Origin of the sequence: Taibaiella chishuiensis (assembly GCF_003014535.1) — a bacterium.
GTDB lineage: Bacteria > Bacteroidota > Bacteroidia > Chitinophagales > Chitinophagaceae > Taibaiella > Taibaiella chishuiensis.
In genome coordinates, this window is sequence record NZ_PYGD01000008.1 from 123,727 (window position 1) to 145,260 (window position 21,534).

Consider the following 21,534-nt stretch of genomic DNA (forward strand, 5'->3'; position numbering starts at 1 on the left):
TCTTATTTTATTTCAGAACAATGGCTTACTTGCATCAGCTTAAGTAATTCAAAAAATTGAACAGTATGAAAAGTAGAAATTTATGCCTTTGCCTGGTTACGGGATTATGTCTTGCAGCCCCGGGCAGCCCGGCCAGGGCGCAGAATGCCGTGTTTAACTGGGCCAGGCAACTATCGGGCAACTACCAGGACGAAGCCGGCGTGGGCAATGGCATTGCCATCGATGCAGACCGGAACACCTATACCGTAGGCAGTTTCAGCGGTAATATAGACTTTGATCCCAGTCCTTCGGTATACACGATGAGTTCGGCCGGCGGCATTTATTTCAATGCATTTATAACGAAGCTGGATGTGCAGGGACATTTTGTATGGGCCCGGCAGATGGGCGGTACCAGCGGTACGGAAGGAAATGCCATAGCCCTGGACGGCGACAATAATGTTTATACCACCGGTTATTTCCAGGGTACGGCCGACTTTAACCCCGACCCCGCTGTTACTTATAACCTGAGTATTCCCGGTAACGATGCCGGCATCTTTATTTCCAAACTGGATGCCGATGGCAGTTTTGTCTGGGCCAAACAGATCGGCGATGGCGGATGGGATGTGGGCGCATCGATGGCGACGGACGCGGCCGGCAATATCTACGTTTCAGGCCAGTTTGACGGCACGGTCGACTTCGATCCGGGCCCCGGAACCACCGCGCTGACGGCGGCGGGCAGTAATGATGTATTCATCATCAAACTAAACCCGGCCGGCAACCTGGTATGGGCCAAACAGATCGGCGGCGCCAACGGCAGTATAGAAAACAAAGCCATAACGATCGATAAAAGAGGCAATGTGATCACCACGGGCACCTTTAGCGGCACGCTCGACTTTAACCCCGGCGCGGCAGTAACCAACCTGAGCTCCTCCGGCTGGGGCAGTATTTATATTTCGAAACTCGACGAGAACGGCAATTTTATCTTTGCCAGGAAGATCGGGGGCGCCAATACCTCCAGCGGCAATGCAATTGCCCTTGACCAGTACGATAATATCCTTACTGCAGGCTTCTTCTCTGCAACGGTCGACTTCGACCCAGGGCCCGGTGTAAGCAACCTGAGCACGATGGGCGGTGGTTTCGACTTCGATGTTTTTATCAGCAAAATAGACTCTACGGGCAATTATGTATGGGCCAAACAGATCGGCGGTACCAGCTTCGAAGACTGTAAAGCCATTGGCGTGGATGGCAAAGGCAATATTTATGCAACGGGGTATTTTTCCGGTACTACCGACTTTGATCCCGGCCCCGCCAGCTTCCCGCTTATTGCAGCCGGTTCGGATGTATACCTTGCCAAGCTCGATAGCACCGGCACATTCCTCTGGGCCAAGCAGATTGCAGAATCGACCAATGCCGACTACAGCGCATTCGGCAAAGGCCTGGTACTGGACGCTTCGCAAAACATCTATACCACCGGCGCATTCGGCGGCGTGATGGATTTCGATCCGGGTCCGGGCAATGTACAGCTTAATGCGGGCCCCCTCTACTCCGACGATATCTTTATCCATAAAATGATGTGTGCCGACACCAGCTCTTCTACGCTCCACGTGACTACCGAGGCCTGCAGTCCTTATGTGCTCAATGGCCGGGCCTATACCACCAGCGGCACCTATACCCAGGTCATCCCCAATGCCGCAGGCTGCGACAGTACCATAACGCTCCATCTCGAGATCGGCAATAATCTTAATATTACCATTACCAATAATAACCTCGTGCTGCAGGCCTCGGCCAGCTACAGCAGTTACCAGTGGCTTAAAAATAATACCGCTATCACCGGCGCCACCGCTGCCACTTATACCGTAACCACCAATGGCGCTTACAGCCTGGCGGCTACTAACAGCACAGGTTGTACCGATACTTCGAATGTATTGCAGATCGGCAATGGCACCGGCATTAACGATATCCAACCGGGAGCCCTGGTGAAGATCTACCCCAACCCGGCATCGTCGCGCATTTATGTCACAGCCCCGCTAACCACAGACCTTATCCTGACCAGTATAGAAGGCAAGGTGCTGCAGGAAGCCCGGGCCACCAAAACACTGGACCTTAGCCGCATGGCAACAGGCATCTACTTCTTAAAAGTTACCGACCAGGCAGGCAACCTGCTGCGCATCGAAAAAATTGTAAAAGAAAAATAAACCATACCATAACCAGATCATGCCAAGAAAGCTGTCCTCCGGGGCAGCTTTTATCATTACCGGTAACCCGGACTACCTTCGCCCGGCCAACAGGACCGCAGGACGGTTAGGGGTAATTGCCCGCAAAGTTGTCCTGGTTGAGCCGCCCCCATGCCGGGGATCAAAAAACGGGTATAACCCGGGCATTATGAAGACGGATTACGCCTAAGCGCATGACAGGAAAAAAAGCACATTTATACACATACTCCAGGAAAGGCGGCCGGGTAGCTGGCTTGCTTTTCGCCGCCCTATTCCTTTTGATAACAGGACCCGTATCGGGCCAGGCGACCGATACCGCCTACACAGCCGACTATCCGCAGGATCTGCGCGTGTTCGGTTACCTGGGCAGCAGTTACCTGTTGTTGCAGGGCGGTAAAACCTCGTATACCCCCAATTATCCGCTGACACCGGGTATTGGTATCGCTATAAAAAATACGATCATCAATATAAGAGGCGGGTACGGCATCTTTCCATTAAAAAACAGCCAGGACTACGGTCGCTCGCGTACCCTGGACCTGCAGTTGCACAGCTATTGGAAAAAACTGATATTCGACCTGTCCTTTCAGCGCTACAAAGGTTTTTACAACGGCAAAAAGGAAGAAGTGATCACACGTTATCCCGATATGGCGGCGCTACAGGTTGCAGCAGTCGGCACCTATGTTTTTAACGGCAAAAAATTTTCGACCCGGGCTGCCTTCGAACAAAGCGAAAAACAACTCCGATCGGCCGGTAGCTTTATGATCGGCGGGGGCCTGTATTATTACCGGTTGGGCAACCTGAGCGAGACCTTCAACAGTCCCGAACACAGCTTCGACATCTTCCAGGTAGGCGCACATGCCGGCTACGGCTATTCCTGGGTCATGTCGCCGCACTGGCTGCTCAGTGCATCCGGCGCCATCGGCGCCAATATCGGCAATAAACCCAACCAGCTCAAAGAGCTGCACCTGAAGGTCTACCCATCGGCCTCCGGGCGTTTCGCCATCAGTTACCACAGCGATAGCTGGGCATTGGGCCTGTCGTCGTTTGTAGGCAGCAAAACCGTAACGCCCCTGCAAACGGACCTGATCACCATTACCTCCATCACCTCGCAGCTCACCTATGTAAAGTACCTCAACAGTCCCTTCGTACGGAAAATAGTTGCCCGGCATAAACGCCGGAAGCAGGTGCCTTCAGGCGCAGACCTACCCGAAGCGTATACCAGTAGGTAAGCTAAAAGCCTGCCTGCGTTTGCCATTATCCGGCAGGCCATAACTGCTATACTACTCCGCTGCAATGTATTGCGTTGCCGCTTCCTGCTCCACAGCGCCCTTATCCTTACCAGGCTCCTGTGGCAGCGATTTCCGTTTCGCCGTCTTCGGATCGGGCAACAGGAACAGCATCAGCGCCACACCGGCCACACAGATCAGCAAACCCGTTACACCGGCCTGGTAGGCAGCCTGCCAGCCATTTTTGGCAGAGTAGAAAAATACGCCGCCGATAATGCTGATGCCCAATGCAGATGCCGTTTGCTGAAAGGTAGAGTAGATACCGGCTGCGGCGCCTGCATATTGGGCCGGTACATTTTTAAGCGCAATGTTTAATAAGGATGGCAATACCAGGCCATTGCCAAACCCCCATATACCCGTCAGCAGTATAATCAGCCAGCTGTCTGTACCGGGCTTCCAGAGCGCCATCTGCAGCGAAAAGGCGATGGCCAGCAATACTACGCCCACCTGCAGCACGCGCTTGCCAAACCGGATAATGAGCCGCGATGCCGCCAGCGAAGAAAACACGAATAGCACACCCGGCGCCAGGAAGTATAAGCCGCAGTCCAGGGCAGAGACGCCCATGCCGTTTTGCAGGTATACCGCACTCAGCAAGAGATAGGCCGTATGCAACATAAAATGGAACAGCACTGCAACCAGCCCGATATTAAAATCCTTAATCGCAAACAGCCTTACATCGATCAGCGGATTGCCACCCCGCTCAAGCTTCTGTTGCTGGTTGCGGATAAATAACCAGAAGATACCCGCGGACAGTACGATCAGCGCAATGCTCCACAAAGGCCATCCCGCTTCGCGTCCCTGGATAAGCGGGTAGATAAGACTAAAAAGACCCAGGGTAAGAATCAGCGTGCCGGTGTAATCGAACTTCGTGGCCTGGTGTTTCCTGATCTCGGTTACATACCGCTGCGTAGCCCAAAGAGTAAGGATACCGATAGGCAGGTTGATAAAGAAAATGAGCCGCCAACCGGCTATGGCCCAGTGCGTATCAGAAAGGTAACCACCCAGCAACTGGCCTATGGCTGCGGCCACGCCGAGCGTAATGCCATACAGTCCGAATGCCTTTGCCCGCTCCCGGGTATCGGTAAACAATACCTGTATAAATGCTATCGTCTGCGGTACCATAAACGACGCGCTGAGCCCCTGGAAGAACCGGGTTATATTAAGCTGGAAAGCCGAGGTAGACAGGCCGCATAAACAGGATGCGACGGTAAAGGCAAACATGCCCCAGAAAAATACCTTTTTACGACCGAAATGATCGCCAGCCCTGCCTCCGGTAATCAGGAAGGCGGCGTAGCCCAACAGGTAACCGGCAATAACCAGCTGGATCTCGGCATCGGTGGCATGTACCCCTTTTTTGATCGAAGGGATGGCTACATTGATAATGAATACATCGATTACGGAAAGCAAAGGCGCCGAGAGTACGATTACCAGCTCCAGCCATTTGTTCTTGATCTCTTTCATGCTTATATCAGTTTTTGAATAATTTTCCTGGCAGATTTTATTTCGGCAGCCCGTTTAAACACGGAGGCCGATACGATCGATCCCTCCAGCATAAAGAAGATCATCTCCGTAAGTTCCTTGTCCGATACCAGTTTCCGGTGACCGGAGCCGGCCACCAGGGCGCCGATAAAGTCTTTACTCCGCTGTTTGTTGGCTTGTATACCTGCCAGCACGCGTGGCTCCAGCACGCCGGCTTCGTCGTTGGCTTTTATAAAAGGGCAGCCGCCAAACTGCCGGATCTCCTGGCGTTCTATGTGGTAGTCGAACAGGGCCAGCAGCTTGCCTTTGGGATCGGGCGCCTTAGCCACTGCAGCATCGAGCCGGCTCTGCCAGCGTTCGTGGGTACGTGCTATGTAAGCCACCAGCAGGTCGGCTTTCGTTTCAAAGTGTTTGTACAGGGAGGCTTTGGCAATATCGGCCTCTTCGATTACCTGGTTAATGCCCGTATTACAATAACCCTGAGCATAAAAAAGACGCTCTGCAGTATCGAGTATTTTGTCAATAACGGCTTGTCCTCTTTCCTTCATGGGACAAAGATAGGCAACAAATAGACAAGTCTGTCTATTTATTGCCTATCTATTTTTTTTATACCCTAAACGAACTATGCATGAACAGGGAATGGGCATAGTGGAAAACAAAATATATTTACGAACATAAAGTATCTTGCTTTTACGTTAAGACCTAAACTTCTATTATTTAAGCCAATAACCTGCATGAACCGCTCCAACCTGCAACGACTGATATGCCTGTTGACCGTCCTTATCATCGCCGACTTTTGCAGTGCACAAAACCCGGGCATAAGGAAGTACACCCAGCTTGATGGATACACGGCATCGCGGGGTTATGCCATTAACCAGGACGAAAAAGGATATATATGGCTGGGTACCGATAACGGCGGGTTACGGTTCGACGGCAACCGGTTCGAGGCGGCCCAACCCGCTAATTCAGGCAAGGATGCGGAAATACTACATTGTCTCCCGGTGGGTAACGGCCGCATACTTTTACTCCCCCTGGCCAATCCGGTAAGCTACAGGCAACATGGTCAATGGTATGCCAACGGCACCGATCCGCAACTCAGCAAAATACGCATGCAAAGAAACCGTTGCGTACTGGACGGCGCCACGGGTACGTGGTGGCTGGGCAACGATGCTGCCACGGATAAACTGGCCAGCTTTAAGAATAACCAGGTTAGCCGGTATACCCATGAACCGAAAGTCTTCAACTTTATGCAGGTAATCAACCGGCACTTTATCGGCCATACAATATACATTACCCCCAACAAGGAAGAACTGGCGGAATTTGACCTCGACTCAAAAAAATACACACTACTGACCGATAGCAGCGGAAAAAAAATCGTAGGTGAAATCGTTATCGGCGCCGGTAGCAGCACCAGGTATATCGTTACCTACAGACCTGTACAACAATGGCTGCAAATCTATGCTTATACCCCCGGCTCTGTACAACTGAAATTGCTACGGCGCATCCAGATGCACTATAGCCGGCAGGAACTGCCGCCCGATGCCTTTATCGACAGGAACAACGGTCTATGGGTAAAACAGCACGAGAAAAAAGGCATAAGATATTATGGCGATATCAGCAAAATGCAAGGTAATGCATCGTCCTTCATTACCTTTCTCGAATCAGCGATCATCAACAGTGTGTTTGTAGACCAAAGCAATAATGTCTGGTTTTCTTCACCGGATAATGCCTTATATTTTCTATCGTACCCGCATTTTAAAAATGCAATTTGGGTGGACCGGTTCCAGGACCGGGAGATCCCGCAATCCATATCCGGCAATAACGGTATCATATGTATGAGCCATTACCGGAGCGGAGCCCTGCAATTTGTCCGGGGGTCCGTTGTACGCAAAACGCAGTCTACCCAATTGCTCATTGAAGGCACACGGAAAATAATGCCACTCGACAGCTATCGCTTTATTTTTTTCGACCGGGGCATTTGTATTGCCGATGCCCGGACGCCCCGGATCCGCGAGTTTCCCTTATCAGGGAAAGTATATAAAGACCTATGCCTGTACCAGGATAAAATTTATGTCGCCAACATTGTCGGTGTCCAGGAAGTGGACCTGAACCATCGAACACAACGCCAGTTGTTTACCGGGAGGGCTACCGCTGTAGCGGTACTTTCCGGCGGCAATATCCTGATCGGGACACCTACCGGGCTGTGCATAAAGGACAGCGGTAGCACCCCTGCGCGGAAATCGGAAAATGCGGCCCTGGCGGAAACCTGTATTACCGGTATCCTGGCCACCGGTGATAATACGGCCCTGGTAAGCACCAATGCACAGGGCTTGTTCCTGGCGGCAGATGGCGGCCGGGTCATACAAAACGTAAAGATAGCCGGCAATGAGGTCCCGGATAACATAAGGTCGCTCTATAAACAGGACAGCGTCACGTATTGGGCCGCTACCAACAAAGGCGCCTTCTCGCTTACTTTCGATAAGCACTGGCATGTGATCCGTCAAAGCGTCTATACCTTTTATGATGGCCTGCCTTCCAACAATGTAACCGGCATCTATGTTTTTAAAGACACCGCTTATATCGCAACCACCCAGGGACTGGGTGTAATACCGCTTAAACCGGGCAATACCCCTCCCGCCCGGCCCAGTGTTTATATCGACAAGATGCTGGCCGATACCACCACCTTTTTCGAACCGGATAGTTTCCTGTCCCTCCAACCGGAGCAAAACAACCTGCAATTCCGGCTCAGCGCCATCTCGTTCGAAAGCTTCGGGAATATACAATACCACTATAAGTTATCGCCCCTGCAGAACAACTGGGAAACCACGGCAAATCCCGAGATCAGGTTTGTAAAACTACCCCCTGGCGATTACCGGCTAACGGTGTATGCTACTTCGGCCAAGGGCATCAACAGCCAGCCGCGCATCCTTCGTTTCCGCATCGGAAGCGCATTCTGGCAAACGCCGCTCTTCTTGTCCGGCCTTACGTTGCTCGCCATACTGGTCCTGCTTTTCCTTTTCCGCCTCGTATTGAAACGCGGGGAAAGAAAAAGGATAGAGAGTCTGCAACAGAAAAAGCGCCTTGCAGAACTGGAGCTGGAAGCCATTAAAGCACAGATAAATCCACACTTCATCTACAATTGCCTCAACTCGATCAAATACCTGAATTATACCGGCTCGTACCAGCTTACCGAGCAATACCTCAGCCTGTTTGCCCGGCTGATCCGTACCACTATGCAGCATTCCAGGAGAACATTCGTAACGGTCGAAGAAGAGATCGGCTATCTTACCAATTATCTTCAACTGGAAAAACTCCGGTTCAAGGATAAACTCGATTACTTTTTTGAAGTGGATATAACGGGGAACACATTAATACCCGCAATGCTGTTGCAACCTTATGTCGAAAATGCGCTGAAACACGGCATAGCGCACAGGGAAAGCGGCGGTAAGGTATGGATAACGATCCGGAAGCGGGAGGGAACGATCGATATAAGCATACGCGACAACGGGTCAGGGTTTTCGAACACCAGTACACAAGACGCCATGGGTATACGCCTTTCGGCTACCAGGGCTACGACCTACAACGATTTGTTTAATACGGATATCAGGGTAGCGCTGGGCAACGCCCCCGGCCCGGATCCCGAAACATCAGGCGCCATTATACACATAACATTTAAACCTATCACTCATGAACAATACCAACAGCAGCGCAGTTATCATTGACGATGAAAGCGACAGCAGGAATATGATCGCATTCCTCCTGCAGCGGTTCTTCCCAGGCATAACCTTACTGGGACAGGCAGAAAATATAACAGAAGGCATTGACCTCGTCCACCGGCAGGCGCCGGAAATCGTATTCCTGGATGTTGAAATGCCCGACGGTACGGCATTCGACCTGCTTGCTTCCTTAACGAAATGGAGCGGACAGGTGATCCTAATTACGGCGCACGAACACTACGCCATCAAAGCCATTAAAAACGAGGTCCTGGACTATATCCTCAAACCGGTAGATGAAAGTGAATTTATAACCGCGGTCAATCATGCGCTCAAAAAGAAAGAGCAGCCCGAAGTACCCGCGATCAACCTGTTACAGGATATTCAAAAAAGCCTGTACAACCGGAAAGTACGGGTGCCTTCGGCCAACGGTTTCTTGCTGATCGAGGCCGATGAGCTCATCCGCTGCGAGGCCGCCGGGAATTATACCCGGCTGTACTTCGCAAATAGTAAAAGCACCTTATCGACCCGTAAACTGGGCGACTACGAGGCCGACTTAAAAAACCGCGGTTTTTTAAGGGTGCACAACAAACATCTGATCAATAGCCGGTATGTCGTGGCCTTTACCAAGGGTAAAATTTCAGGCGGCTACCTGACGCTGAGCAATAATGAGATGATCGAAGTTTCCTCGCGGCGCAAAGGCGATATCATGGATTGGTTCGGATAAAAGGGAGACGCGCAATGCGCTCCACTTTATACTGCACCCGGCTGCTGCTGCGCCTTCCAGTCGTAGGGCAATAACTCGCCCAGGCTTACAAATACGCCATTGGCGACCTCTACCCGGGCGTCGCGGTTCTCCCCGGCCAACTGGCTGATGAGCTCGCGGCAGCGGCCGCATGGCGGTACGGCATTACCTGCCTTGTCTACCGCTACAAACGCCTTTACCCGGTACTCGTTATGTTTAAGCATATCGGCCACGGCGCCATGTTCGGCACAGAAGCCCATGGAGCAGGCGGTATCGATACTGATGCCCGTGTATATGTTACCGGCTATGGTTTCAATGGCCGCAGCCACATCGCCATATCCTACAAAGTTATTAAGCGCGGTAGGCCGCACCCATTGTTGTGCTATTTTCTTTAAGTCCCGGTTCATGGCGTATGCTGTTTAAATTAAGCCGGGCATGCCCGGAAATCACTATACCCGTATACAATTTCGGGGAAAGAAAACCGTTATCCAAATTTGTAATTTATCCGGGCTGCCCCCGGGAAGCGCAATAAAAGATTAACAAGTCACCCGATGGTGACCTGCTTATCTTTGCCGGCGTACAGGGCAGTATACCCCAGCCTGTAAAAAAACCAACCATGAAATCGCTCTTCTCCACCCTTTTGCTGGCCCTCGTATTATGGGCCATCCCATCCGGCGCACGGTCAAAAGATGACCTTGCCCCGCAAATCGACAGCCTGCTGCGGGTCAAAAGTCCGCGCGGCTTTAACGGTGTCGTTTATATACGGCAGAACGGGCAAACGATCTATGCCAAAGCCAGCGGTTATGCTGACTTTAAGCGTAAAACACCACTCCGCGTTACCGATGGTTTTTCGACCATGTCCATTGCAAAACAGATCACCGCCACCCTGGTATTGCAGCAGGTTGAAAAAGGCACCGTGGACCTGCACAGCCCCATCCGCAAATACCTGCCGGACCTGCCGTACAGCTGGGCCGATACGATAACCGTACATCAGCTGCTGAATAACAGCTCGGGACTGGACAGCGACGACCTGGACAAACCCTTGAAATTCCGCCCGGGCAGCGGCTTCAACTATTCCAATATCGGCTATTCGCTCCTGGGCAGGATACTGGAACGGCAAAGCCATAAAACTTATGGCGACCTGGTCAATGCCCTGTTTAAAAGATGCGGCATGACCCACAGTTATTACCCCAGGCCGGCTACACAACATTTCCTGAAGAAAGGACATACCCTGCATGCCGATGGCAGTATAACGCAACAGGAAAAAATACCCTTCGACCCGGCCTTATGCCCCGGCAGTCACCTGATCGTAACGGCCATGGACCTGGCCAGCTGGAACGAACAACTGCACCAGGGCAGGTTACTGCAACCCGCCACCTATAAGCTGATGACGACCTATTCCATCACGGCCGCACATCCGCTGTTTGGCGATCAGCCCATTGGTTATGGCTACGGCTTGCGCATTAATGATAAAGCGCCCATCCGCGAGATCGGCCATACCGGCTTCCACCCGGTTGCCGGGTATACGGCCGTTAACCTGTACTATCCGGATAGCAAGACCAGCGTGATCGTCCTGGAAAACCAGGCCCATGAAGACTTCAGCATCGCCTATTATTTCGAGCAGGCAGTAAGAACGCTTGTTATAACATCCGGCCTTTTACCATAAAACAGATGAAAAACATATTGATTACCTGCTGCATGGCCTTAGGCGCAATGAGCCTCCGGGCGCAAAACACAGCATTGGAGCAACAGATCGGGCAAATAACGGCCGGTAAAAAAGCAGAGATCGGCATCGCGATCATAGGGCCCGCACCCGGCGACCAAGTCATGATCCATGCAGCGCCCTTGTACCCGATGCTGAGTACCTTTAAATTTCCCGTTGCATTAACCGTGCTGCACCAGGTAGAACAAGGCAAGCTCAGCTTAAACCAACAGATCTTTATCAGGAAGGAAGAATTGCTGGACGATACCTGGAGCCCGTTCAAAGAAAAGTATCCTAAAGGCGATATCGCTATTACGCTGGCAGATGCCCTTACCTGGATGATGTGTTACAGCGATAACAATATTACCGATATCCTGTTGCGGCTGATCGGCGGCACTACGCCGGTACAGCAGTTTATAGGCGGCAACGACTTCGTGATCAGGAACAACGAAGAGGAGATGCATGCCAATTGGGATGCCCAGTTCGTAAACAGGATCAGTCCTGCCAGGGCAGCGCAACTGCTGAACCAGTTCCAGCAGGGCAAGCTATTGCATAAAAAACATACCCGCTGGCTTTACAAAGCCATGCTCGGTAATAAAACCGGTCTGAAACGGTTAAAAGGAAAACTGCCGCCGACGGTAAAGGTGGCACACCGGAGCGGCACTTCGTTTACGAATGATGCCGGTATGACGGGCGCAATCAATAGTTTCGGCATTATCGAATTGCCCGGCGGCAAAAGGATCGTGATCGCCGTATTGATACGCGATACGTACGAAAGCTTCGACGATACCGAAACGATCATTGCCGATATTGCAAAAACTACCTACGATTTTTACCGGCAACAACAAGCTGTGAAACACTGACGGTCCTGAACAGCACTACTATATTGTATCCTGTAACACGGCAGGAAACATGCCCTTATGGCTCAGGGTTTGCGGAATAAGTTGATGGTATAATCCAGCAGGGCCTGGTTGCCATAATCGCCATGCCCGGGTATAATGATCTTTACATCGGGATATGCTTTTTTTACCCGCTCAACCGTACCGGACCAGTCGGCTACATTGGCATCGCCCAGGTAACCTTTAGTGGCATCGAGCTCCTTTACCAGGCAGCCACCGAACATAACATGCTCCGCCGGGAAATAACCCACTACATTATCGCGGGTATGCCCCTCGCCGAAGAACTTTGCCGTAATGCGCTCCCCGCCTACCGTTAAAGCCAGCGAGTCGCTGAAACCATTTTGGGGCACCACATAGTGATTGGCCTTCGCCAGCTCGATGGTTTTGATATAGGCATACGAAGGAATATGGTGATCGTCGAACGCTTTGAGCCCACCCAGGCAATCGTTATGGAAATGGGTCGGGATCACCGCATTCACCTTAGCATGCTGCTTTTTCGTGATCCAGTTGATCAACTCCAGGGAGCCGGTATCATCGGTAGGCGTGTCGAAAACAATGGCCTCCTGGTTATGGATCACCACCAGACCATTGCAAGGCACCTTGCCATAGTCCTGCGTTTGCAGGTAAGAGGTATGTTCGAAAGCATGCGCCGAAACCTTCGATATGACCAGGTAACGGGACTTGTACACTACTTCGGCTTTGAATTTATCTTTTTTCCGGGCGCTGCAATCCACGACGGTCGAAGCGCATAACAGGACCAGCAGGGTTTTCAGGATGATATTCATGAATGTTGTTTTTTTTAAGACCGGGGCAGCAGTCCTCAGAGCCTGACCAGGGACAGCAATTTCCTGGCTACCGCCTCTACCGACACATGCTGGTTGATGGCCAAAGCTATGAAAGTTTTAGCAGCCGTATCGTAGATGATCAGTGCGCGGTAGGTCTGCGTGCCGCCGGAATGCCCGATCCACAGATCATTGACCTGGTTAATTTCGTTAAAATCATACAACATAAGGCCCGAGCCATACCAGGTACCCGCGTCGGGCATGGCATAGAGATTCCTTAACCGCCCGTGCACCGTTGCCACCGGGAGCAGTTTGCCTGTGAGCAGCGCATTCAAAAACACCACCATATCCCGGGCATTGGCTACTACGTTACCCGCGCCAAGCGGTACGGAATGATCTTCCTTTATAACCTGGCCGTCCTGGTGGGCCAGGGCCAGGTTACCGGGCCGCTCCCCCGGGCTGAGCACCTTTAAGGAAGACAGGTGTAAAGGACCGGCTATCCTTTCCTGTACGATCTGTCCGAATGTTTTTCCTTCGATCTTTTCGGCGATAAGCGCCAGCAGCAGGTAATTCGTATTGCTGTAAGACCAGTATTTCCCTGGGGCAAAAAGGTTAGGTTGCGCTGCAGACAAGGCGATCAGTTCATCCGGTGTATAATATTTTTCAATCGCAAAAACTTTGGGATCGTTATTAAAGCTGTACATGCCGCTGGTATGTTCCAGCAGTTGCCGGACCGTAATGCGTTTGGCGTCCTGTAAGTCCGGATACCACAACGACAGCTTGCTGTCGTACTGCAGTTTTTGTTCCTGCACCAATTGGTCGATAACCGTAGCAGTAAGCATTTTAGCGGTGCTGGCCCAGTAGAACACGGTTTGCGTATCCACCTTTTTTTGCGCGGGTTTTGCTATAAACCCAGTATCGGTTTCCCATAATCCCTTGCCGGGAATCAGCATAGCAGCGGTTATACCGGGCATACCCGTTGCAGCAAACAACTGTCGAACCACCTGGTCCAGGCTGTCTTTCAGGCTGCCCTGCAGGCTTATACCGGGATCATAAGCAGCAGGATCAGGAAAAAGGTTAAGCGCAGGTTGCGCATGTTTCTTACCACCGCCGGGCGCCTCCCGGGCGTCCATTGACATAGGCCGGGTAACAAACGAGAGCAGGAGCAGGCAGGCAAACAGGTTGTTTTTCATATTAAAAACGGTGTCGGTTTAGTGACGGTTTAAGGTTAAAGCGCAGGGTATTCCTTCCTGTTGAGCGGCTGTATCGTTTCCTTCCTCAACGATCCTGCCATCGGCTACACTCCTTGCCCAGCAATTATCCCAGGCTTACCGGGGTTCTCTTCTAACTGCGGGTCAGCTTTAAAAATTGCGCCCGGAAACGTATTTAATTTAACCAAATACAAACAACGAATATCATCGTGATGATCAGGTTGAGCGATCGCCATCGCCCGGAAGCAGGGCCTGCGGGTTGCCGCGCCACCGCCTGATCAATTCAACCGGGCGAACCGACCATTCAAGGACAATTTTTGTCAACTCACCCGGAAAGCCCCCTGGGGGCCTCCTGAGCGTGTATAGTTTTGCAGGATCAAAGTAATTAAACATCGAAAAATGAAACAAACAAGCACCATGAGACAGCGGGTTTTACCATTCAGATCAGGCAAAGCGACAACGCAGGCTACAGGAACAGCAAGCAGGACCGGAAACACTTCCGGCAACAAGGCCCGGAAAGCAGGCAGCAGGATAAAAGGAATGACCCTGCGTGTAGTACCGGCGCTCTTACTGACTTTTGCCGGCACACAGTACGCCGCAGCTCAGAAGTCGGTAGCAGCCGAAGCCCTTTCCAGGCATGGTATCGATATCAGTGTCCTCGATCCCAAAAGCTTTCAGCAGCCGGATGATTATGCCTTCGATCTTACGCAGAAAACAAGCGCTGCCGGTAAGGAAACCGTTATCGCAGCCCGGTTCGACCCTTCGGCGCCCAAAGAGGAACAATGGAGCGTATCGACAGTGAACGGCAAAGCCCCTACCCGCTCAGAGGTGGCCACCTTCCGGAAGGACCAGGGTAAAGGAGCAGCCGGCAATGCCGCCGACGATGCCAGCTACCGGGTTGAAAAAGAGTCGGCGGGAAAACTGGTGATCAGTTATAAAGCAGATCCGGCATCAGTGCCCAAAGATGCGGCGTTTATGAAAGACTGCAGGACTTATATGACCATCAATACGGCCAATAAACAAGTAGAACAAATACAGGTGATCAACGAAAAACCATTGAAGATAAAGATCCTCAATGCGGATAAGTTTGAACTGGTGCAACATTACATAAGGAATGAACAAGCGGGCCGTTACTTCCCGGCCAACCAGCGCCTGAATATCGAGGCTAAGTTTATGGGCCAGGATGTAAATGTGCAAACGATAACGGAGTACGCCAACTACTCCAAAAAGTAACCGGTGACTGGGGTGTAGCCGGGAGGCCGGCTATGCAAACACGGGGTAAGGGGTTCCTGAGTTGTACAGGGACCCCATTTTTTTTATAGGCGATGGCGCTCAGTAACCCAGCCAGCTTTTAAACTGGGAGGCTTTTGTACGGCTCACGATAATATCGGGGTCGTTGCTGTGTTTTACTTCGAGCTTTAATTTACCATTGAAGAAATTATGCACCTTTTCGATGGCATTTACATGCAGGATATATTGGCGGTTCACCCGGAAGAAATTGCCCGGATCGAGCTCCTGCTCCAGCGTTTCGAGCGTTTGCGGTACCACTACCTGCCTGCCGTCGGTAAGCTGCGCATGGGTAATGGTCAGATGCGAATAGAAATAAGCGATGTCCTCCACGTTGATCTTCTGGTAGGCATCGCGATAGGCCAGCAGGAAGCGTTTCCGGTACTCCCTGGGCCGGATCTGGTCCAGTAATTCCTCGATCCGTAACTGCTGCTGCACAGCAGGCCGGATGGCCTGTTCCAGTTTAAGGACTGCGGCTTCCAGTTCCCGCTCCTCTACCGGCTTCAACAGGTAATCGATACTGTTATACTTAAATGCCTTTAAGGCATATTCATCGTAAGCCGTGGTAAAGATAACCGGGCAGGATACCTCCGCCAGGTTAAAGATCTCGAAGCTCTCGCCATCGGCCAGCCGGATATCCATCATAACCAGGTCGGGAGGCGCATTGTCTTCCAACCACTCCACAGCCTTCTTAACACTGGGCAATACGGCAAGGACCATAATACCCGGCCTTATTTTAAGCAGCAGGCGCTGCAGGCGCTCCGCATTGAGCTGCTCATCTTCCAGGATCAGTATCTTCTTTATCGCACTCATGGATCAACGGTACTTTGATAGTAAAGGTTTCGCCGGTTTGTTCGATCACCGGCACCCGGTCGCCCAATAAGGCATAACGGGCGGTTATATTTTTTAAGCCCAGTCCTGTAGACGCCTGTTCCCGGATCAAAGGTAATAAGGTATTCGACACCACCAGTTCATCGTTACCGGTAGTATACAGGCTGATCACGAGCGGCGCTTCCTTTTCGGTCCGGTTGTATTTTATTGCATTTTCAATCAGCAATTGCAAGGTTACCGGCGGTATAAACAGGTCCAGTTTGGAAGCTTCGATATCAACCCGGAAAACACAACCGCTCCCCATGCGGTGACTGACCAGGAAACGGTAGGCATCGAGAAAGCGCAGTTCTTCGCGCAGGGATATCAGTTTCTTTTTTGAATTGCTTAATAGATAACGGTAAACCCGGGCAAGGCTTTCAGAATAGTCGTAACCCAGTTGCGGATCCTTCACAATAAGTTCGGAAAGTACGCTCAGGTTGTTGAATACAAAGTGAGGATCGATCTGCAGTTTGAGGGCCTGCAATTCCGCTTCCGCCGCCCATTGCTTATTCCGGGCCGCCTTTACTTCCAGTTCGGCGGCCTTGAGGGTAGCTGTTTTCCAGTTCTTCAATAAAAAATTACCGGTGTTCAGCGTACTGATCATCAAAGCCCACAACATCATGGCGATAAGGATATACGATACCTGCCGCAGGCCGATATAAGGATAGGGATGCTGCTGTACCCCAAAAACGAGCAAATAGATCATGGCCAGGCAAACCACCAGGGACAAAACACCCAGCACCTGGAACAAGGTCTGCATCAGCAGGCGTTTGAGCGGGCGCGCCGTCCAGGGTATACGCCTGTTCAATACCCGGTCGATATAGAAACTTAACTCCAGCATGACGACGGAAAACAACAAATCGATCACCACATCGGTAGCGATGTTCGCCGCAGGTAACTGCCGGTAGTCGCGCCAGTAGGACAACGGGAGCACCACAAACAATATAGCATAGGAGCCCAGGAATGTGAACGCGGCCATGGCTATATATTTCGCTGATGTTCTTTTCATGGTATTACCTGTTTTACAACTGACGCAGTCCTGCTGTTTTTAAGACAGTAGCATATATAGGAGATAAAAAATAAAAGAAAAAAAAGTTCGTAAGACGAATTAAGGCAAGTAAACGCAGGCGACACAACCGGGAGCGCAAATGTCCGGCAATTTCCCGGAATAATCAAAAGCAAGGGGATTTATCCATGCATTCAATAACGCAACAAACAGCTATAATAAGCGCCGGGAGCGGCCTAAAGCCTAACACATAAAAATGTTCTATCATAAAAAAGTACGGCAATGCCTTGCCGGACAAGGCGCCTGGCTTGCCGGTGGGTGTAAAGAACAGGGCATTGTTTATTAACGATTTTTTTAACTATTGCCTGCATCCCGCTACCAGTATACATTTCCGCTATTTACATCTTGCGTTACCGGCTGCTGCAGCCCGGTTTCTAACCGTTTTTTAATACCGTGCTTTTAGGTTTGCGGCGATCGCTGTATTTCGTAACAGTTTTATTAATAACGCTAAACAACAGTAACACCCACCTCTTATGGGTAAAAACAACAACCCGGCTGCGCCCACACCCTGGCAACGCCTCATCAGGATGCTTCATTCGGAGCGTACCATTATTAATTACATCTATATTTATGCCATTTTTATCGGGCTTATCGGCCTCACCCTGCCCCTGGGTACTACCGCGGTATTTAATCTTTTGTCCAATGGCGCTATGTATAGCTCCACCTACCTATTGATCGGTGTCGTTATTATCGGTATCATCATCGGCGGTGTGTTGCTCATCGGGCAACTGACCCTGGTGGAAGCCGTAGAGCAGCGTATTTTCGTCAAAGCCGCATTAGAGTTTGCCTATAAATTACCCCGTATCCGCAAGCAGGCCCTGCAAGGCGAGAACCCGCCCGAACTGGTCAACCGTTTTTTCGATATCCTTACCATCCAGAAAGGCCTGACCAAACTCCTGGTCGATATCGTAGCCGCCGCGGTACAGATCGTTTTCAGCGCTATCCTCTTATCGTTTTACCACCCGGTCTTTATCGGCTTCGGCCTGCTCACCATTATGGCCATCGTGCTCATGATTGTCCTCTGGTACCGTCCCGGTCTTACGACAAGTATCGAAGAGTCGGAGCATAAATACGAGCTGGTAGCGCACCTGGAGAGTGTAGCGGGCGACCTGGAAAAATACCGCAACAACGAAAATGCCCGCAACGAAGTGATCCGGCAGGTGGATGCGATCAACGCGAATTACCTGCGCGCCCGTAACCAGCACTTCTGGATATTACGCCGTTTTTTCACCGGTTCGCTGGTACTGCGCGTGATCCTTACGGCCGGCCTGCTTTTGGGCGGTTCTCTTTTCGTGGTACAACGGCAAATGAGCCTCGGCCAGTTTGTGGCCGCCGAGGTTATTATCGTACAGATCAGTTATGCCGTTGAAAAATTCCTGACCTCCCTGAATACCGTATTTGATATGGTTACCGGTAGTGAAAAAGTAGCCGTGGTAACCGATCTTGAACTTGAAACCCCTGCTACCCATGAATAACGAACACAGTCCCCTGCCCTGCAAACAACCCTGGGAAGAAATGGCGACCCGTTCGCAGGGGCAGCTACTCAAAATACATCCGCAACGCAAGCTGGGTCGCATTACCATGATCCTGCTGGTGTTGTTTGTCATTATTCTGTTCATCCCCTGGCGGCAAACCATACCGGGTAAGGGTACCGTAACGGCGCTGCGTCCCGAGGACCGTCCGCAAACCGTGCAAAACCAGATCGGTGGCCGTATCGAGCACTGGGCCGTATCGGAAGGACAGGAAGTAAAAAAAGGCGATACCATATTGGTGCTGTCGGAAACCAGCCAGTCGTACTTCGACGAAGACCTGCCCGCGCGGCTGGCCGAACAATTGGAAGCGAAACAAAGCAGTGAAGTGGCGGCAGGCCAGAAGATCGATGCGACCCAGGCACAGATCAGGGCGCTCAGTACCGGTTTGCAACTCCAGCTGAACGCAGCCACCAATAAGGTGTTGCAGGCCCGCAACTACGTACGCAGCGACAGCGCAGACCTGATTGCCATCGAAAAGTTTTACGATATCAGCAAGGCCCGTATAGCCCGTTATGAAGAGGGTTATAAGAACGGCCTGTTTTCCCTTACGGATATCGAAAGCAGGCGCCTGAAGCTACAGGAAGACTATGCCAAAGTGATCAGCCAGCAGAATAAGCTGAGCACCGCACAACAGAACCTGCTGAATGCACAGATCGAGCTGGACAATATCCGGGCCAAATACCAGGAAACCCTGGCCAAAACCCAGTCCGACCTGGGTTCGGCCCTGTCGGGCAAAGCCAGTGTACAGGGCGAGATCGCCAAACTGCGCAACGAGATCTCGAACATCGATGTACGCCGCAGCCATTATGTGGTCCGGGCCCCGCAGGACGGCTTCGTGGTAAAGACCCTGAAAGCGGGTGTAGGTGAAAATATAAAAGAAGGCGAAGCCGTAGCCATACTGCAACCACGCGAACCCCTGGTAGCCGTAGAAGTTTATGTGGATGCCATGGATGTACCGCTGATCCTGGACACGAGCGATGTGCGCCTCCAGTTCGAAGGCTGGCCTTCTATCCAGTTTTCCGGTTGGCCCTCGGTAGCCGTAGGCACCTTTTCCGGCAAGATCGCGTCGATAGACCGGGTAGCCAGCGCCAATGGCAAATACCGCGTACTGGTAAGACAAACCTTGCCTACGCCCTCCAACGACTCGCCATGGCCGCGCCAGCTCCGGCAGGGATCGGGCGTTTATGGCCGCGTCATCCTGCGTTCGGTACCGCTATGGTATGAAATATGGCGACAGTTAAACGGCTTCCCGCCAAGCCTGGAAAAAGAGCCGCAAGGTGATAAGGATAAAAAGTAATTACCGATTGATGAAAAAACTAACCGGATGGGCGCTGCTGTTTACCCTGTGGCTGACAGGCAGCACATCCCCGATATATGCACAGGCGCAGGAGCCTGCCGGTAATGATACCGCGCAAACCTTCAGTATTACGGACCTGGAAGACCTGATGTTCCAATACAACCCCATGCTGAAGCAGGCCGACCTGCTCAGCACCCGCGCCCGTATGCAGGTACAGGCCGCACGCGGCAAGTTCGATCCCGTGCTTAAGGCGGGCTTCGACCGCAAGGAGTTTGGCACTACCGAATACTATAACAAATGGACGAGCGAACTGAAGATACCCGTATGGCTGGGCGGCACCGACCTTAAAGTAGGCTACGACCGTATGACGGGCGAATACCTGAACCCCGAACACTATACCGGCAATACCGGGCTTAGCGCCGTAGGCATCAATATACCCCTGGGCCAGGGACTGCTGATCGACGAACGCAGGCGTGTGCTGCGCCAGGCGCAGGCTATGGCCAGGTGTGCAGAAGGAGCACGGGTCAAAGAGATCATATCCGTATGGCTAAGCGCTGTACAGGACTACTGGAGCTGGTATCATGCCTGGACGCAATACCAGCTGGTGGAAGAAGGCGTAAAGCTGGCGCAGACCCGCTTCGACGCCCTGCGCAACCAGAGCTACCTGGGCGACAAACCCGCCATCGATACCGTAGAAGCGATCATTACCCTGCAGGACCGGCAACAACAACTGGCCAAGACTGCTGTAGACCTCGCCAATACCAGGCTGATCCTGTCTAATCATTTATGGAACGACCAGGGGCAACCCCTGGAACTACCGGAAAAAGCACGTCCTTATTCCGTGCGCGACCTGGCACGCCCGGCAACCACAGTGCTCGACTCCTTACTGACCCTGGCAGTAGCGGCCCATCCCGAACTGGTAAAATCAAGAAGCAAACAGGAGGAGTTGCAGATCGAGCAACGCTACCGGGCCGAAATGCTGAAACCCAAGCTCAACCTGAGCGGCAGCCTGCTGAGCCGCCGTACGGACTTTGGCACTACCGTGCCTGGGGCATACGACTTTGCCCTGCGTAATTATAAAGTAGGGATCGATTTTGCATTGCCCTTATTTTTAAGAGCAGAGCGGGCCAAACTTTCCGAAACCAAGGCCAAGCTGGAAGCCGTAAAACTGGGATTGCAGGATGCCGACCGGCAGATACGCACCGGTATCTATACGGCCTTTAATGCCCTGCAGGCCTACGAATCCCAACTGGGTATCCAGCAATACAGCATCCGAAACCAGCAGGCCCTGCTGACCGCCGAACAACAAAAATTCGATCTCGGGGAAAGCACGCTGTTCCTGATCAACAGCCGTGAGAGCAAATTGCTCGATATGAAGATGAAATACATAGAGCTTACCGCGAACTACCAGAAAAAACTGGCAGAGCTCTATTATAAAGCCGGTACCCGTTGGGTAGAATAACACCCGCAGGC

At 51.8% G+C, this 21,534-nt stretch carries 17 protein-coding genes; 10 read left to right on the forward strand and 7 right to left on the reverse strand.

Annotation, left to right across the window (positions count from 1 at the left end; genetic code table 11):
* Nucleotides 1-65 precede the first annotated feature (65 nt).
* Both B0I18_RS18620 and B0I18_RS18625 read left to right on the forward strand, forming a co-directional pair.
* Nucleotides 66-2,174 carry an SBBP repeat-containing protein gene (locus B0I18_RS18620; RefSeq protein ID WP_106524256.1) on the forward strand — a complete coding sequence of 703 codons (2,109 nt, stop codon included), beginning with the start codon at nt 66-68 and terminating at the stop codon, nt 2,172-2,174.
* Between the two features lie 296 nt (nt 2,175-2,470).
* Nucleotides 2,471-3,421 (forward strand): DUF4421 family protein, encoded by a 951-nt coding sequence (locus tag B0I18_RS18625; protein WP_181358521.1) that lies wholly within the window; start codon nt 2,471-2,473, stop codon nt 3,419-3,421.
* Nucleotides 3,422-3,472: 51 nt separating this feature from the next.
* On the opposite strand, the gene B0I18_RS18630 is transcribed toward B0I18_RS18625, so the two are convergent.
* Together B0I18_RS18630 and B0I18_RS18635 are read right to left on the reverse strand one after the other, a co-directional pair.
* Complete coding sequence (locus tag B0I18_RS18630) at nt 3,473-4,939, reverse strand: MFS transporter (protein ID WP_106524258.1); 1,467 nt, start codon at nt 4,937-4,939, stop codon at nt 3,473-3,475.
* A gap of 2 nt (nt 4,940-4,941) precedes the next feature.
* On the reverse strand, nt 4,942-5,505 hold the full coding sequence (locus B0I18_RS18635) for a TetR/AcrR family transcriptional regulator (protein ID WP_106524259.1): 564 nt from the start codon (nt 5,503-5,505) through the stop codon (nt 4,942-4,944).
* A 186-nt stretch (nt 5,506-5,691) separates the two neighbouring features.
* Between B0I18_RS18635 and B0I18_RS18640 the strand changes: the two genes are divergently transcribed.
* A complete protein-coding gene (locus B0I18_RS18640; RefSeq protein ID WP_106524260.1) occupies nt 5,692-8,679 on the forward strand; it encodes a sensor histidine kinase in 2,988 nt (995 codons plus the stop codon).
* On the forward strand, nt 8,645-9,397 hold the full coding sequence (locus B0I18_RS18645; RefSeq protein WP_106524261.1) for a LytR/AlgR family response regulator transcription factor: 753 nt from the start codon (nt 8,645-8,647) through the stop codon (nt 9,395-9,397). The genes B0I18_RS18640 and B0I18_RS18645 overlap by 35 nt, the downstream gene beginning before the upstream one ends.
* 26 nt (nt 9,398-9,423) lie before the next feature.
* Here the strand turns inward: B0I18_RS18645 and B0I18_RS18650 are convergent, their stop codons facing one another.
* On the reverse strand, nt 9,424-9,822 hold the full coding sequence (locus B0I18_RS18650) for a cytidine deaminase family protein (protein ID WP_106524262.1): 399 nt from the start codon (nt 9,820-9,822) through the stop codon (nt 9,424-9,426).
* A gap of 209 nt (nt 9,823-10,031) precedes the next feature.
* Between B0I18_RS18650 and B0I18_RS18655 the strand changes: the two genes are divergently transcribed.
* On the forward strand, nt 10,032-11,081 hold the full coding sequence (locus B0I18_RS18655) for a serine hydrolase domain-containing protein (RefSeq protein WP_106524263.1): 1,050 nt from the start codon (nt 10,032-10,034) through the stop codon (nt 11,079-11,081).
* A 5-nt stretch (nt 11,082-11,086) separates the two neighbouring features.
* Nucleotides 11,087-11,980 carry a class A beta-lactamase gene (gene bla / locus B0I18_RS18660; protein WP_106524264.1) on the forward strand — a complete coding sequence of 298 codons (894 nt, stop codon included), beginning with the start codon at nt 11,087-11,089 and terminating at the stop codon, nt 11,978-11,980.
* A 62-nt stretch (nt 11,981-12,042) separates the two neighbouring features.
* On the opposite strand, the gene bla (B0I18_RS18665) is transcribed toward bla (B0I18_RS18660), so the two are convergent.
* Together bla (B0I18_RS18665) and B0I18_RS18670 are read right to left on the reverse strand one after the other, a co-directional pair.
* The gene (gene bla / locus B0I18_RS18665) at nt 12,043-12,801 is read right to left on the reverse strand and encodes a subclass B1 metallo-beta-lactamase (RefSeq protein ID WP_106524265.1); all 759 of its coding nucleotides are present in this window, start codon (nt 12,799-12,801) and stop codon (nt 12,043-12,045) included.
* Between the two features lie 35 nt (nt 12,802-12,836).
* Nucleotides 12,837-13,991, reverse strand: coding sequence for a serine hydrolase domain-containing protein (locus tag B0I18_RS18670; RefSeq protein ID WP_106524266.1), 1,155 nt, complete (start codon nt 13,989-13,991; stop codon nt 12,837-12,839).
* A gap of 417 nt (nt 13,992-14,408) precedes the next feature.
* On the opposite strand from B0I18_RS18670, the gene B0I18_RS18675 reads away from it, so the two are divergent.
* Nucleotides 14,409-15,242 carry a hypothetical protein gene (locus B0I18_RS18675; RefSeq protein WP_146146807.1) on the forward strand — a complete coding sequence of 278 codons (834 nt, stop codon included), beginning with the start codon at nt 14,409-14,411 and terminating at the stop codon, nt 15,240-15,242.
* A gap of 99 nt (nt 15,243-15,341) precedes the next feature.
* Here B0I18_RS18675 and B0I18_RS18680 read toward each other — a convergent pair whose 3' ends face one another.
* Complete coding sequence (locus tag B0I18_RS18680; RefSeq protein ID WP_106524268.1) at nt 15,342-16,109, reverse strand: LytR/AlgR family response regulator transcription factor; 768 nt, start codon at nt 16,107-16,109, stop codon at nt 15,342-15,344.
* Entirely contained in the window at nt 16,072-17,175 is a 1,104-nt protein-coding gene (locus B0I18_RS18685) for a sensor histidine kinase (protein WP_106524269.1), read from the reverse strand. The genes B0I18_RS18680 and B0I18_RS18685 overlap by 38 nt, the downstream gene beginning before the upstream one ends.
* 530 nt (nt 17,176-17,705) lie before the next feature.
* On the opposite strand from B0I18_RS18685, the gene B0I18_RS18690 reads away from it, so the two are divergent.
* The 3 genes from B0I18_RS18690 to B0I18_RS18700 are packed head-to-tail and all read left to right on the forward strand — an operon-like array spanning nt 17,706 to nt 21,523.
* Nucleotides 17,706-18,707, forward strand: a complete 1,002-nt coding sequence (locus B0I18_RS18690; protein WP_106524270.1) for an ABC transporter transmembrane domain-containing protein — start codon at nt 17,706-17,708, stop codon at nt 18,705-18,707.
* Nucleotides 18,700-20,061, forward strand: a complete 1,362-nt coding sequence (locus B0I18_RS18695; RefSeq protein ID WP_106524271.1) for an HlyD family secretion protein — start codon at nt 18,700-18,702, stop codon at nt 20,059-20,061. The genes B0I18_RS18690 and B0I18_RS18695 overlap by 8 nt, the downstream gene beginning before the upstream one ends.
* A gap of 10 nt (nt 20,062-20,071) precedes the next feature.
* Nucleotides 20,072-21,523, forward strand: coding sequence for a TolC family protein (locus B0I18_RS18700; RefSeq protein WP_106524272.1), 1,452 nt, complete (start codon nt 20,072-20,074; stop codon nt 21,521-21,523).
* Nucleotides 21,524-21,534: the final 11 nt, after the last annotated feature.

Coding starts and splice junctions, on each gene's coding strand:
- B0I18_RS18620 (WP_106524256.1), top strand. CDS start 66: ATGAAAAGTAGAAATTTATGCCTTTGCCTGGTTACGGGATTATGTCTT.
- B0I18_RS18630 (WP_106524258.1), bottom strand. CDS start 4,939: ATGAAAGAGATCAAGAACAAATGGCTGGAGCTGGTAATCGTACTCTCG.
- B0I18_RS18635 (WP_106524259.1), bottom strand. CDS start 5,505: ATGAAGGAAAGAGGACAAGCCGTTATTGACAAAATACTCGATACTGCA.
- B0I18_RS18640 (WP_106524260.1), top strand. CDS start 5,692: ATGAACCGCTCCAACCTGCAACGACTGATATGCCTGTTGACCGTCCTT.
- B0I18_RS18645 (WP_106524261.1), top strand. CDS start 8,645: ATGAACAATACCAACAGCAGCGCAGTTATCATTGACGATGAAAGCGAC.
- B0I18_RS18650 (WP_106524262.1), bottom strand. CDS start 9,822: ATGAACCGGGACTTAAAGAAAATAGCACAACAATGGGTGCGGCCTACC.
- B0I18_RS18655 (WP_106524263.1), top strand. CDS start 10,032: ATGAAATCGCTCTTCTCCACCCTTTTGCTGGCCCTCGTATTATGGGCC.
- bla (WP_106524264.1), top strand. CDS start 11,087: ATGAAAAACATATTGATTACCTGCTGCATGGCCTTAGGCGCAATGAGC.
- bla (WP_106524265.1), bottom strand. CDS start 12,801: ATGAATATCATCCTGAAAACCCTGCTGGTCCTGTTATGCGCTTCGACC.
- B0I18_RS18670 (WP_106524266.1), bottom strand. CDS start 13,991: ATGAAAAACAACCTGTTTGCCTGCCTGCTCCTGCTCTCGTTTGTTACC.
- B0I18_RS18675 (WP_146146807.1), top strand. CDS start 14,409: ATGAAACAAACAAGCACCATGAGACAGCGGGTTTTACCATTCAGATCA.
- B0I18_RS18680 (WP_106524268.1), bottom strand. CDS start 16,109: ATGAGTGCGATAAAGAAGATACTGATCCTGGAAGATGAGCAGCTCAAT.
- B0I18_RS18685 (WP_106524269.1), bottom strand. CDS start 17,175: ATGAAAAGAACATCAGCGAAATATATAGCCATGGCCGCGTTCACATTC.
- B0I18_RS18690 (WP_106524270.1), top strand. CDS start 17,706: ATGGGTAAAAACAACAACCCGGCTGCGCCCACACCCTGGCAACGCCTC.
- B0I18_RS18695 (WP_106524271.1), top strand. CDS start 18,700: ATGAATAACGAACACAGTCCCCTGCCCTGCAAACAACCCTGGGAAGAA.
- B0I18_RS18700 (WP_106524272.1), top strand. CDS start 20,072: ATGAAAAAACTAACCGGATGGGCGCTGCTGTTTACCCTGTGGCTGACA.